The sequence below is a fragment of the Streptomyces sp. NPDC046557 genome (assembly GCF_040645975.1).
Taxonomy (GTDB): Bacteria; Actinomycetota; Actinomycetes; order Streptomycetales; family Streptomycetaceae; genus Streptomyces.
This window is the reverse complement of the sequence record NZ_JBEYZH010000003.1, coordinates 408,439-421,515: the sequence shown is the minus strand read 5'-3', so window position 1 is coordinate 421,515 and position 13,077 is coordinate 408,439. Positions and strand designations below refer to the sequence as shown.

Below are 13,077 nucleotides of genomic sequence, written 5' to 3'. Positions count from 1 at the left end.
GGGGCCGCGGGCCGGCGTACGGCTCAGTCGTACGTCAGCCCGTGGCCCAGCGGGTAGCGGCCCGGAACCGGGACCGGGAGGCGGCCCGAGGGCCGCCGCGCCCCGGTGATCACCCGGGCCGCCGCCCGCATCTCCACGTCCGTCCAGGAGTACGTGGCCAGCTCCGCGGCGCACTCCGGCAGCCGGGCGCCGTCGTACGGGTTGCGGATCGCGACCATCACCACCGGTACCCCGGTGGCCAGAAGGTCCGCCACCAGCGTCCGCTGGGGGTCGTCGCCCTCCGGGACGTTGTACGTGCACACCAGCACCGCCGCGTGACCCGCCGCCGCCGCCACCGCCCCTTCGGGGGCCACCGCCGAGGCCCGGCAGCCCAGGGCCGTCAGCTCCCGCGCCAATACCTCCGTAGGGGGACCGGTCGTACCGCTGGGGGAGGGCGGGGCGGCCCCCGTCACCAGCACCCGGGGCGCGGCAGGGGCGTCCAGTGGCAGCAGCCCGGCGGGGTTGGCCAGCAGGGTCGTCGTACCGGCGGCGATCTCGTCGGCGGCCGCGAGGTGGTCGGGCGCGCCCACCACGTCCGTCAGGTCCGGCGCCGCGGTGTACGGCGCTGCGAACAGGCCCCGACGCGCCTTGAGTTCGAGGATGCGCAGCACCGACTCCTCGATCCGGGTCGTGCTCAACTCACCCGACTCGACGGCCGCCAGCACGCTCCGGTAGGCCAACGCCAGGTCCGGCGGGTTCAGCAACTGGTCGCAGCCGGCCTTGAGCGCGAGGACCGGAACCCGGTCGTCGCCGTACTTCTGGCGGACCCCGGCCATGTCCAGCGCGTCGGTGACCACCACCCCGCCGAAGCCGAGGCGTTCGCGCAGGATGCCGGTCACGATCGGCCGCGAGAGGGTCGCCGGGTCCCCCGAGGGATCCAGCGCGGGGAAGACGATGTGCGCCGTCATGACGGCGTCCACGCCCGCCGCGACGGCCGCCCGGAACGGCGGTTCGTCCAACTCCTCCCACTGGGCGCGGCTGTGCCGCATCACCGGGAGACCCACATGGCTGTCGGTCTCGGTGTCGCCGTGTCCGGGGAAGTGCTTGGCGGTGGCGGCCACCCCCGCCCCCTGGTAGCCGCGCACCTGGGCGGCGACCAAGGCCGCCACGGCCTGCGGGTCGGCGCCGAAGGACCGTACGCCGATCACCGGGTTCGCCGGGTTCACGTTCACGTCCGCGACGGGCGCGTAGTCCTGCCGGATGCCCATCGCGGCCAGTTCGGCCCCGGCGATCCGCGCGGCCCGGCGGGCCTCGGCGGTCGAGCCCGTCGCGCGGTGGCCGGCGCCCAGCGCCATCGCCCCCGGCAGTAGGGTCGCGGGTTTGCCGACGCGGGCGACGGCGCCGTGCTCCTGGTCCGTGGACAGCAGCAGCGGGACGCCCGCGCCCGAGCCGCCGGCCGCCTGCTGGAGCCCCTGCGACAGGGCGGCGATCTGCTGCGGGGTACGGGTGTTGTGGGCCCACGCGAAGTAGATGACCCCGCCCAGGTGGTAGCGGGCGACGAGTTCGGCGGCGGTGCGCACCCCGAACTGGGCCTGGTTCACCCGCGCGTCCGCCGGGTCGGGTGTGGTCGCCGAATGCCCGTAGGCCCGTGACACGAACAGTTGCCCGACCCTCTCGGCCAGGCTCATCCCGTCGATCAGCCGGCGCAGCTCCGCCCGGTCGGGGTGACGCCCCCGCCGGCCCCCGGGCCCGGAGCCCGGCGGACGCGGGTCGTCGGGGGCGCCGCCGGGGACGCCGTCCGGAGCGCCGTCCGGAGCGCGACGGACGCCCGAGGCGGAGGAGGCCGCCCCGGTGGCCGTGACGGCGGCCAAGGCGGCCGCGGTGAGCAGGGTCCGGCGGGAGGCGTGGTTCGGCACGCGCCGGACCCTACTGCCGGGCCGGGTCCCCGGTGCCACGGACACTCGCGCAGTCCCCCGGAAGTGGCCCTTGGGGAGCAGTGGCCGCGCCATCGGGCCGCGCGGCGCCGCCGGTCGGGGCTGCCCAGTGCGCCCGGAGGGTGCGTACGGCCGCGGTGATCGCGGGACGGCGGGCCGCTCCCGTGCGCCAGAGCGCGTACAGCCGGCGCACCGGCCCCGGTTCCAGCGGTACGGCCACCGCCCCCTCGGGCAGCGCGCCCGTCCCCAGACGCGGTACGACCGCCACCCCGAGCCCCGCCGCCACCAGGGCGACGATGGTGTGGTTCTCCTCGGCCACGTGCGCGATGTCGGGCTCGAAGCCGGCCGTGCGCAGGGTCCGCACCAGCCAGTCGTGACAGACCCGCCCGGGCGGCTGGCACACCCACCGTTCGCCGCCCAGGTCCGCCCGGCGGATCACGGTGCGCCCGGTGAACGGGTGCCCGGCCGGTACGACGAGGTCGCAGTGGTCGTCGCCGATCACCGCCTGCTCGATGCCCTCGGGGGCCGGGAGCGGGGCGATGTCCCAGTCGTGCGCGACCGCCAGATCGGTTACGCCGCGCGCCACGAGGTCCACCGACAGGTGCGGGTCCACCTCCGTCAGGCGGACGTCCAGCGCGGGGTGCCGGGCCGCCAGCTCCGCCAGCACGCCCGGCAGCAGCCCGCGCGCCGCCGAGGCGAACGCGGCCACCGTCAGCAGCCCGCTCGGCTGCCCGCGCCGCTCCTCCAGCGTCGTCTCGGCCCGCTCCACGATGGCCAGCAACTGCCGCGCGGTGTCGGCGAGGTGGCGCGCCTCCTCGGTGAGGGCGACCCCACGGCCGCGCCGCTCCAGCAGCGTGGTGCGGGTCTCCCGCTCCAGTTTGGCGATCTGCTGCGAGACGGCCGAGGGGGTGTAGCCGAGGGCGGCCGCCGCGCCCGCGACCGAACCGTGGACGGAGACGGCGTGCAGGGCGCGCAGCCGCGACAGGTCGAGCATGCCGTGATGGTAGCGCCACCCGACTCGGACGCGTAAGCGTTGCTTCATCCATCTCGGAAGAGATCCGCGCTGGTGCTACATGGTCCGGCCGTCGATGCTCGGAGCATGCGTCCCGTACACACCGCTCTCGCCGTACTCGTCACCGCCGTCTGGGGGTTCAACTTCGTCGTCATCGAGATCGGCCTCGGCCACTTCCCGCCGCTGCTGCTGTCCGCCCTGAGGTTCCTCGTCGCCGCGCTGCCCGCCGTGTTCTTCGTCGGCCGGCCCAAGGTGGCCTGGAAGTGGATCGTCGGCGTCGGAGTGGCCCTCGGAATCGCCAAGTTCGGCCTGCTGTTCACCGGCATGGCCGCCGGGATGCCCGCCGGTCTGTCCTCCCTCGTCCTGCAGATCCAGGCCGTCTTCACCGCTGTCCTCGCCGCCCTCGTGCTGCGCGAGCGACCCGGGCCGCTGCGGCTGTCCGGCATGGGCGTGGCGCTCGCGGGGATCGCCGTCGCCGCCGTGGACGAGGGCACTTCGGGCCCGGTCGTCGGGTTCACGCTCGTGGTGGCGGCCGCCGCCTGCTGGGGCGTTTCCAACGTGCTGACCCGCAAGGCCGCCCCGCCCGACGCGCTCAACTTCATGGTGTGGGTGTGCACCGTCCCGGTGCTGCCGCTGTTCGGTCTGTCCCTGCTGTTGGAAGGCCCCGAGCGGGACCTGGCCGCGCTGCGCGCCCTGGACTGGTCCGGGGTCGCCGTCATCGGGTACGTCGCCTGGGTGTCGACGGTGTTCGGCTTCGGTGCGTGGGGCTACCTGCTGCGCCGCTACCCGGCCTCCGCCGTGGCCCCGTTCTCGCTGCTGGTCCCCGTGTTCGGCATGTCCTCGGCCGCGCTGGTGCTCGGGGAGGGCGTCTCGGGCGCGCGCTGGCTGGCCGCCGCCCTGCTCGTCGGCGGGGTGGGGCTGACGTCGTTGGCGCCCGGGCGCGCGAAGGGCCGTACGGCGCGGGTCAGCCCGACGGGTCCTCCCGCAGCGGCAGCCGCCAGTCCTGCCCCGTGAGGGTGACGCCGTAGGAGCGGTGCGGATGCTCGGCGACCAGGGTGAAACCGGCCCGTTCGTAGAGCGAACGGGCCGATTCCAGTACGTCGTTGGTCCACAGGACCAGCTCGCGGTAGCCCACCGAGCGGGCGAAGGCCACCACGGCGTCGACGAGCAGGGCGCCGACACCGTGGCCCCGCGCCTCCGGCTCGACCAGGAGCAGCCGCAGCCGTGCCGTGCCCGCCGGCCCGCTCTCCCGTACGCACATCACCGAGCCGACCGGCCGACCGTCGAGCTCGGCGATCCAGACCCGCTCCAGGTGCGGGTCGTGGTCCTCGGCGAAATCGGCGACGATCCGGGCCACCAGGCCCTCGAACTGCTGGTTCCAGCCGTACTCGGCGGCGTAGAGCGAGCCGTGCCGCTGCACGATCCAGCCCAGCTCGCCGGGCTCCGGGCCGCGCAGCCGTACCGGTCCGGCCGACGGGTCTCCGGGGGGCCTCATGGGGCCCGAGGATAGCCCCGCCGCCTCCGGCGCTCCCGCCTGCCGGCCCCGCACGTCGCCCGCCTTGGGTAATGGAAAAGTAAAGACCTGGGGTCGGGTGCAACCACCGGCGCCGGTGGCGGGTCGTATGGAACGTCGGCGCTTCCGGGAGGGGATCTGGGGGGATCGGGAAGTCCGACACGGGAGGGGTAACCGTGAGGGGGTCCGGCCGGAAGGCCGGGCCCCTTTTCGGTTCGTCCCCGGGCTCGCGGTCCACGGGTTCGGTTTGTCCACAGGCGCGGCGCCCTGTCGGCGGCGGCCGGTAGTTTCTAGGCATGACGAGCAACGGGGCAGTGCAACTCGCGGTGGTCGAGGGGGTGCTGGAACGCATCACCTACGCCAACGAGGAGAGCGGCTACACGGTCGCCCGGGTCGACACCGGCCGGGGCGCCGGAGACCTGCTGACCGTCGTCGGCTCCCTGCTCGGCGCGCAGCCCGGCGAGTCGCTGCGCATGGAGGGCCGCTGGGGTTCCCACCCCCAGTACGGCAAGCAGTTCAGCGTCGAGAACTACTCCACCATCCTGCCCGCCACCATCCAGGGCATCCGGCGCTACCTGGGCTCCGGCCTCATCAAGGGCATCGGCCCGAAGATCGCCGAGCGCATCGTCGACCACTTCGGCACCGACACCCTCGATGTGATCGAGGGCGAACCGAAGCGGCTGATCGAGGTGCCCGGCCTCGGACCCAAGCGGACCAAGCTGATCGGCGCCGCCTGGGAGGAGCAGAAGGCCATCAAGGAGGTCATGGTCTTCCTCCAGGGCGTCGGCGTCTCCACCTCCATCGCCGTCCGCATCTACAAGAAGTACGGCGACGCCTCCATCTCCGTGGTCCGCAACCAGCCCTACCGGCTCGCCGCCGACGTCTGGGGCATCGGCTTCCTCACCGCCGACCGCATCGCGCAGGCCGTCGGCATCCCGCACGACAGCCCGGAGCGGGTCAAGGCCGGGCTCCAGTACGCCCTGTCCCAGTCCACCGACCAGGGCCACTGCTTCCTCCCGGAGGAACGGCTGATCGCCGACGGGGTCAAGCTCCTCCAGGTGGACACCGGGCTGGTCATCGAATGTCTGGCCGAGCTGGCTGCGGACCCGGAGGGCGTCGTCCGGGAGTCCGTGCCCGACCCGCAGGGCGGCCCGCCGCTCACCGCCGTGTACCTGGTCCCCTTCCACCGGGCCGAGCTGTCGCTGGTCGGCCAGGTCCGGCGGCTGTTGCACGCGGAGGAGGACCGGATGCCCGGCTTCCAGGACGTGGACTGGGACAAGGCGCTGGCCTGGCTGGCCACCCGTACGGGGGCCACGCTTGCCCCGGAGCAGCGGGAGGCGGTCCGATTGGCCCTCACCCGCCGGGTCGCCGTCCTCACGGGCGGTCCCGGCTGTGGCAAGTCCTTCACCGTGCGCTCGATCGTGGAACTGGCCCGGGCGAAGAAGGCCAAGGTGGTGTTGGCCGCGCCCACCGGCCGGGCGGCGAAGCGGCTCTCGGAGTTGACCGGGGCCGACGCCTCCACCGTGCACCGGCTGCTCGAACTCAAGCCGGGCGGGGACGCGGCCTACGACCGGGACCGGCCCTTGGAAGCCGATCTCGTCGTGGTGGACGAAGCCTCGATGTTGGATCTGCTGCTGGCGAACAAACTGGTGAAGGCGGTGGCCCCCGGCGCTCACCTGTTGCTCGTGGGGGACGTGGACCAGTTGCCGTCCGTGGGCGCGGGCGAGGTGCTCCGGGACCTGCTCGCCGAGGGCGGACCGGTGCCCGCCGTCCGACTGACGAGGATCTTCCGCCAGGCCCAGCAGTCGGGCGTGGTCACCAACGCCCACCGGATCAACACGGGTCTGCCGCCCATCACCGACGGGCTGCCGGACTTCTTCCTCTTCCCGGAGGAGGACACCGAGGAGGCCGGCCGGCTCACCGTGGACGTGGCCGCACGGCGGATTCCGGCCAGATTCGGCCTTGACCCGCGCCGTGACATCCAGGTGCTGGCGCCGATGCACCGGGGCCCCGCCGGGGCCGGCAACCTCAACGGTCTGCTCCAGCAGGCGGTCACCCCCGCCCGCCCCGGCCTGCCCGAGAAGCGGTTCGGCGGCCGGGTCTTCCGGGTGGGTGACAAGGTGACCCAGATCCGGAACAACTACGAGAAGGGCGCCAACGGCGTCTTCAACGGCACGGTCGGCGTTGTCACCGGCCTTGACCTGGACGAACAGCGTCTGACGGTGCGGACGGAGGAGGACGAGGAGGTCGCCTACGAGTTCTCCGAGCTCGACGAGCTGGCGCACGCGTACGCCGTCACCATCCACCGCTCGCAGGGCAGCGAGTACCCGGCGGTCGTGATCCCCGTCACCACCGGCGCTTGGATGATGCTCCAGCGAAATCTGCTCTACACGGCGGTGACCAGGGCGAAGAAATTGGTCGTTCTGGTCGGGTCACGCAAGGCGCTCGGCCAGGCGGTGCGTACCGTTTCCGCAGGCAGGAGGTACACGGCGGTCGCCCCCAGACTGTCCGGCCGGATACCGGTGGGAAACATCACCTAAATGATCGATCATTTTGGGTTCCCCCTCGTGCGCACAGGGGGCAGGATGTTCAGATTGAAGGCACTCAGTGCCGTCATATGCACCAAAGGCCGACCCCGAGTGCACTCTCCTGCGCCAAATGGGGGAAGGTAGAGGCAGTCAGGGCACCTCGAAGAAGAGGCACTACGTCGGTGAGGGATGACGTGAGCGACAACTCTGTAGTACTCCGGTACGCGGACGGTGAATACACCTACCCGGTGGTCGAGAGCACCGTCGGTGACCAGGGCTTCGACATCTCGAAGCTGCGGGCCCAGACCGGGCTCGTCACCTTGGACAGTGGCTACGGCAACACCGCCGCCTACAAGTCCGCGATTACCTACCTCGACGGCGAGCAGGGAATCCTGCGCTACCGCGGCTACCCGATCGAGCAGCTGGCCGAGCGTTCGACCTTCATCGAGGTCGCCTACCTGCTGATCAACGGGGAGCTGCCGACCGTCGACCAGCTCGCGTCGTTCCGCAACGAGATCACCCAGCACACGCTGCTGCACGAGGACGTCAAGCGGTTCTACGACGGCTTCCCGCGCGACGCGCACCCGATGGCGATGCTGTCCTCCGTGGTCAGCGCGCTGTCGACGTTCTACCAGGACAGCCACAACCCGTTCGACGAGAAGCAGCGCCACCTCTCGACGATCCGGCTGCTGGCCAAGCTGCCGACGATCGCGGCGTACGCGTACAAGAAGTCCGTCGGCCACCCGGTGGTCTACCCGCGCAACGACCTCGGCTACGTCGAGAACTTCCTGCGCATGACCTTCTCGGTGCCGGCCCAGGAGTACGACCTGGACCCGGTCGTGGTCTCGGCGCTCGACAAGCTGCTGATCCTGCACGCGGATCACGAGCAGAACTGCTCGACCTCCACCGTGCGTCTGGTCGGCTCCTCGCAGGCGAACATGTTCGCCTCGATCTCCGCCGGCATCTCGGCGCTGTGGGGTCCCCTGCACGGCGGCGCCAACCAGTCGGTGCTGGAGATGCTGGAAGGCATCAAGAACGACGGCGGCGACGTCGACGCCTTCATCCGCAAGGTGAAGAACAAGGAAGACGGCGTCCGGCTCATGGGCTTCGGGCACCGCGTCTACAAGAGCTTCGACCCCCGGGCGAAGATCATCAAGGCGGCGGCGCACGACGTCCTCTCCGCGCTCGGCAAGAGCGACGAGCTGCTCGACATCGCGCTCAAGCTGGAAGAGCACGCGCTGGCCGACGAGTACTTCGTCGAGCGCAACCTCTACCCGAACGTGGACTTCTACACCGGTCTCATCTACCGGGCCATGGGCTTCCCGACCGAGATGTTCACCGTGCTCTTCGCGCTCGGCCGGCTCCCCGGCTGGATCGCCCAGTGGCACGAGATGATCAAGGAGCCCGGCTCCCGCATCGGTCGTCCGCGCCAGATCTACACCGGCGAGGTCCTGCGCGACTTCGTCCCGGTCGAGGCCCGCTGACCCGAGGCACCTCAGGCCCGGAAGGGCCCGCGCACACGAAAAGCGCCCCGCCGTCGATCCCCCCACGGGTCGACGGTCGGGGCCCTTTCCTTCCCCCGGAACGGATTCCCCCCACGGGACCCGAGCCGGGGTGTCGGCGAGGAGTGCGGGCGTGCACTCCAACGGGGTTTTGCCGGGACCCGTACGGGTCGGGAGGGCCGCTCAAAGCTCCCCGGGGCGCACGTGTCCCGGCCGGCTGATGCCCGGGACGTCCCCCAAGACCTCCCGCGAACGTCCCCCAAGACGTTCCTGGCATCACCCCATTAGACCCGGGCATCCGCCGGATGGTTACGTTCGAATCACTGTGATCTGCGTCTCGCGTGAAGAACCTGTGTGTGCGGTGCGAAGGGAATCCTCTAACGGAACGACCGCAACCGCAGGCTGTTGGTCACCACGAACACCGAAGAAAAGGCCATGGCCGCACCCGCGATCATCGGGTTGAGCAGCCCGGAGGCCGCCAACGGCAGCGCGGCCAGGTTGTAGCCGAAGGCCCAGAAGAGGTTGCCCTTGATGGTGGCCAGGGTCCGCCGGGACAGACGGATCGCGTCCGCCGCCACCCGCAGGTCGCCCCGTACGAGGGTCAGGTCGCCCGCCTCGATGGCCGCGTCCGTACCGGTCCCCATGGCCAGGCCCAGATCGGCCCGGGCGAGGGCGGCCGCGTCGTTGACGCCGTCCCCGACCATGGCGACCGTACGGCCCTCGGCCTGCATGCGGCGTACGACCTCCACCTTGTCCCGGGGGAGCACCTCGGCGATCACCTCCTCGATCCCCACCTCGCGGGCCACCGCCTCGGCCACCGCCCGGTTGTCGCCGGTCAGCAACACCGGCGTGAGGCCGAGCGCCCGCAGCCGCGCCACCGCCTCCGCGCTGGTCTCCTTCACCGCGTCGGCCACGCTCAGCACCCCGCGCACCTCCCCGTCCCAGGCCACCAGCACCGCGGTGGCGCCCGCCGCCTCGGCGCTCGCCACGGCCGCGGCCAGAGCGGCGGGGAGGGCGGCGATGCCCCGCTCCGCGAGCAGCCGCTCGCGGCCCACCAGCACGGAGCGCCCGTCCACCAAGCCCCGTACGCCGAGCCCGGCGAGGCTCTCGAACCCCTCGGGGACCGGCAGGGTCCCAGCCCGCTCGGCGGCGCCCACCGCGATCGCCCGGGCGATGGGGTGCTCGGAGGCGTGCTCCAGGGAACCGGCCAGGCGCAGCAGCTCCGTCTCGTCCACACCGGGGGCGGGGTACACCCCGGTCAGGGTCATCCGGCCGGTGGTCACGGTGCCGGTCTTGTCCAGGACGACGGTGTCCACCCGGCGGGTCGACTCCAGCACCTCCGGCCCCTTGATCAGGATGCCGAGCTGGGCGCCCCGGCCGGTTCCGACCATCAGCGCGGTCGGCGTGGCCAGCCCGAGGGCGCACGGGCAGGCGATGATCAGGACGGCCACGGCGGCCGTGAACGCGGCCGTCGTGTCGTCGGTGATCAGCAGCCAGGTCATCCACGTCCCGAGGGAGAGCAGCAGGACGACGGGTACGAAGACGGCGGAGATCCGGTCGGCGAGGCGTTGCACCTCGGCCTTGCCGTTCTGCGCCTCCTCGACCAGCCGGGCGATCCGGGCCAGTTGTGTGTCCGCGCCGACCCGCGTCGCCTCGACGAGCAGCCGCCCGGACGTGTTGACGGTGGCGCCGGTGACGGGGTCGCCGACGCCCACGTCGACGGGAACGGATTCGCCGGTCAGCAAGGACACGTCCACGGCCGAGCCGCCCTCGACCACCGTGCCGTCGGTGGCGATCTTCTCGCCGGGCCGGACCACGAAGCGGTCGCCGACGGCGAGCGCGCCCACCGGGATCCGCACCTCACGGCCGCCGCGCAGGACGGCGACGTCCTTGGCCCCCAGCTCCAGCAGCGCCTTGAGGGCCGCGCCCGCCTTCCGCTTGGAGCGGCCCTCCAGATAGCGGCCCAGCAGGATGAAGGTGACGACGCCGGAAGCGACCTCCAAGTAGAGGGAGTCGCCCGTCCGGGACGCGGTGAGGTCGAAACCGTGCCGCATCCCGGTCATGCCGGCGTGGCCGAAGAACAGCGCCCACAGGGACCAGCCGAACGCCGCGAGCGTGCCGAGGGAGACCAGGGTGTCCATGGTGGCCGCGCCGTGCGTCGCGTTCGTCCAGGCGGCCCGGTGGAAGGGCAGGGCGCCCCACACGGCGACGGGCGCGGCCAGGGTCAGCGAGAGCCACTGCCAGTTGTCGAACTGGAGGGCCGGGACCATGGCCAGGACCACGACCGGCAGCGCCAGGGCGGCGCTGACGAACAGGCGTTGACGGAGCGCGGCGAGCGCCGCGTCGGCCGGGAGGGTGTCCGTCGCCGTGTCGGGGGCGGCGGTGTCGAGGCCGGCGGTGTCCGGGGCCGGGGGCGCGGGGGGCGGCGGGGGTTCCTCGGCGGTGTAGCCGGTCTTGACGACGGTGGCGATCAGGTCGGCCACCCCCACGTCACCGGTGTAGGAGACCTTCGCCTTCTCGGTGGCGTAGTTCACCGTGGCGCTGACCCCGTCCATCCGGTTCAGCTTCTTCTCGATCCGGGCGGCGCAGGAGGCGCACGTCATCCCGCCGATGGTCAGCTCGACCTCGGCGGCGGCGGCCACCGCCGCCGGTCCTTCGTGCACTGCGCTGCCGCTCATCTCCGGCTCCAAGGGAAAGGCCGGGCCGTTCGGGACCAGTATGGGCGGTCCCGTACGACCCGGCGGGGTCCTTCCGCAGTTCTACCCGGCCTCAGGCCCGGCCGGCCAACTCGTACCCGGCCTCGTCCACGGCGGCGCGCACGGCCTCCTCGTCGAGCGGGGCGGCGGAGACCACGGTGACCTCGCCGGTCGTGGCGACGGCCTTGACCGAGCTCACGCCCGGCAGCTCCGAGATCTCGGCGGTCACCGCGCCCTCGCAGTGGCCGCAGGTCATGCCGGTCACCCGGTACACGGTGGTGGTCTGGGTGTCCGTCTCGGCGCTCATGTCGTTCTCCTCTTCGAGGGCGTGTCGGTCGCGGGCGGGGAGGTACCTTCCACCTTCCTCCCCGTCCTTCGCCAGTGTACCCCCAGGGGGTATTTAGGGAAGCGTGGCGCGGTGCGGTTCGGACCACACCGTTCAACCGTCGTGGCGCCCCCGGTTGCCCGGCCTGCGGGCCACCCAGGCGCGGATCGTATCGTCGTACCAGTAGGGCTTGCCGTGCTCCACATGGTCGGGAGCGGGCAGCAGTCCGTGCTTGCGGTAGGAGCGCACGGTGTCCGGCTGGACCCGGATGTGGGCGGCGATCTCCTTGTACGACCACAGCTGTCGGTCGCTCATGCACGACACCTCCTTGTCCACGGCGCAGGGGCCGGCCGGGAGGCCGTCGGGGGAGCCGGCGCGTGGACGGACGATCACTCGGGTTGTGCCCGGCGAACGACGCCCGGTGGGGGCAGGGGAGGGCCTGTCGAGGGCCTGTGACGGAAAACCCGCGTAACGCGGACATGCGTGACGCTCCGGGGACCTCCGTGACGCCCGTGGCACGCGGGCCGGCGGGGTCGGGCGCCGGGCTCAGCGGTAGAGCGCGGGCCGTTCCACCAGCTCCACGGGGGTCCTGGCACCGCTGCGCGCGGCGGCGAGTCCGGCCTCCGAGACGGCCGCCGCCGCGTATCCGTCCCACACGTCCGGCCCGTCGATCCGCCCCCGCGCGGCCGCCGCCACCCAGCGCCGCACCTGGCGGTCGTAGGCGTCCGCGAACCGGGTGAGGAAGTCCTGCGCGATCTCCCCGCCCCACCGGCCCCCCGACTGGACGACCATCGCGTGACCGTCCCCGATCCGGGCGCTGCCCGACTCGCCGACCGCCTCGCACTGCACCTGGTAGCCGAAACCGCAGTTGACGAAGATCTCCACGTCGACGATCACCCCGCTCGAGGTCTCCAGCAGCACCAGGCGCGGATCGCTCAGCCCCCGCGGCGCGGCCGTGGACGGGGTGGGCGACAGGACGGTCACCGCGGTGATCTCCTGTCCCAGCAGCCAGCGCGCCGCGTCCACCTCGTGGACCACGGAATCGCTGATCAGCATGTCGCTGGTGAAGAAGGAGGGCGAGGCGGCGTTGCGGTGTCGGCAGTGCAGGAACAACGGCCGGCCGATCCCGCCCGCGTCCAGCAGCTCTTTCAGCCGCTCGTACTCGGCGTCGTGACGCCGCATGAAACCGACCTGGACCAGCCGACGGCCCAGCCTCCGCTCGGCTTCCAGCACCCGCAGGGCGCCCGCCGGATCGGGGGTCAGCGGCTTCTCGCACAGCACCGGCAGCTCCCGCGCCAAGGCGTGCAGGAGCGCCTCCTCGTGGGCCGGTCCGGGGGAGGCGATCAGTACGGCGTCCACCCCGGGCGCGGCGATCGCCGCCGCGGCGTCGGTGTGCGCGCTCACGCCGTCCAGGCCGGCGACCGCCTCCTTGACGCGGTCGCCGTCCGGGTCGGCCACGGCCACCACCCGCGCCCCGCCGACCGTCCGGCCGATCCGGCGGACGTGGTCGGCGCCCATCTTCCCGGTGCCGATGACGGCGATGCCGAGCGTGCTGGTCATGTGGGGATCCCCCTAAGGTGTCGGGCTT

Annotated in this window: 9 protein-coding genes and 1 pseudogene; 3 read left to right on the top strand and 7 right to left on the bottom strand. The window is 72.4% G+C overall.

What is annotated here, in order from left to right; all coding sequences use genetic code 11:
- Positions 1 to 23: 23 nt before the first annotated feature.
- Positions 24 to 1,895, bottom strand: coding sequence for a glycoside hydrolase family 3 N-terminal domain-containing protein (locus tag ABZ934_RS10735; RefSeq protein ID WP_361311168.1), 1,872 nt, complete (start codon positions 1,893 to 1,895; stop codon positions 24 to 26).
- A 10-nt stretch (positions 1,896 to 1,905) separates the two neighbouring features.
- The gene (locus ABZ934_RS10730) at positions 1,906 to 2,907 is read right to left on the bottom strand and encodes a LysR family transcriptional regulator (protein ID WP_361311165.1); all 1,002 of its coding nucleotides are present in this window, start codon (positions 2,905 to 2,907) and stop codon (positions 1,906 to 1,908) included.
- A 105-nt stretch (positions 2,908 to 3,012) separates the two neighbouring features.
- On the opposite strand from ABZ934_RS10730, the gene ABZ934_RS10725 reads away from it, so the two are divergent.
- On the top strand, positions 3,013 to 3,939 hold the full coding sequence (locus ABZ934_RS10725; protein WP_361311163.1) for an EamA family transporter: 927 nt from the start codon (positions 3,013 to 3,015) through the stop codon (positions 3,937 to 3,939).
- Here ABZ934_RS10725 and ABZ934_RS10720 read toward each other — a convergent pair.
- Positions 3,890 to 4,381 (bottom strand): annotated as a pseudogene (locus ABZ934_RS10720) (GNAT family N-acetyltransferase); the annotation flags it as partial. The gene ABZ934_RS10725 and the pseudogene ABZ934_RS10720 sit on opposite strands and share 50 nt — an antisense overlap.
- Before the next feature lie 353 nt (positions 4,382 to 4,734).
- Here ABZ934_RS10720 and ABZ934_RS10715 point away from each other — a divergent pair.
- Positions 4,735 to 6,978, top strand: coding sequence for an ATP-dependent RecD-like DNA helicase (locus ABZ934_RS10715; protein ID WP_361311160.1), 2,244 nt, complete (start codon positions 4,735 to 4,737; stop codon positions 6,976 to 6,978).
- A 182-nt stretch (positions 6,979 to 7,160) separates the two neighbouring features.
- The gene (locus ABZ934_RS10710) at positions 7,161 to 8,450 is read left to right on the top strand and encodes a citrate synthase (protein WP_048479416.1); all 1,290 of its coding nucleotides are present in this window, start codon (positions 7,161 to 7,163) and stop codon (positions 8,448 to 8,450) included.
- Between the two features lie 395 nt (positions 8,451 to 8,845).
- Here the strand turns inward: ABZ934_RS10710 and ABZ934_RS10705 are convergent, their stop codons facing one another.
- The 4 genes from ABZ934_RS10705 to ABZ934_RS10690 form a co-directional block, all read right to left on the bottom strand.
- Entirely contained in the window at positions 8,846 to 11,146 is a 2,301-nt protein-coding gene (locus ABZ934_RS10705) for a heavy metal translocating P-type ATPase (RefSeq protein WP_361311156.1), read from the bottom strand.
- A gap of 91 nt (positions 11,147 to 11,237) precedes the next feature.
- Positions 11,238 to 11,471 (bottom strand): heavy-metal-associated domain-containing protein, encoded by a 234-nt coding sequence (locus ABZ934_RS10700; RefSeq protein WP_361311153.1) that lies wholly within the window; start codon positions 11,469 to 11,471, stop codon positions 11,238 to 11,240.
- A gap of 132 nt (positions 11,472 to 11,603) precedes the next feature.
- A complete protein-coding gene (locus ABZ934_RS10695) occupies positions 11,604 to 11,804 on the bottom strand; it encodes a MerR family transcriptional regulator (RefSeq protein ID WP_361311151.1) in 201 nt (66 codons plus the stop codon).
- Positions 11,805 to 12,035: 231 nt separating this feature from the next.
- Complete coding sequence (locus tag ABZ934_RS10690; RefSeq protein ID WP_361311149.1) at positions 12,036 to 13,049, bottom strand: Gfo/Idh/MocA family oxidoreductase; 1,014 nt, start codon at positions 13,047 to 13,049, stop codon at positions 12,036 to 12,038.
- Positions 13,050 to 13,077 lie beyond the last annotated feature (28 nt).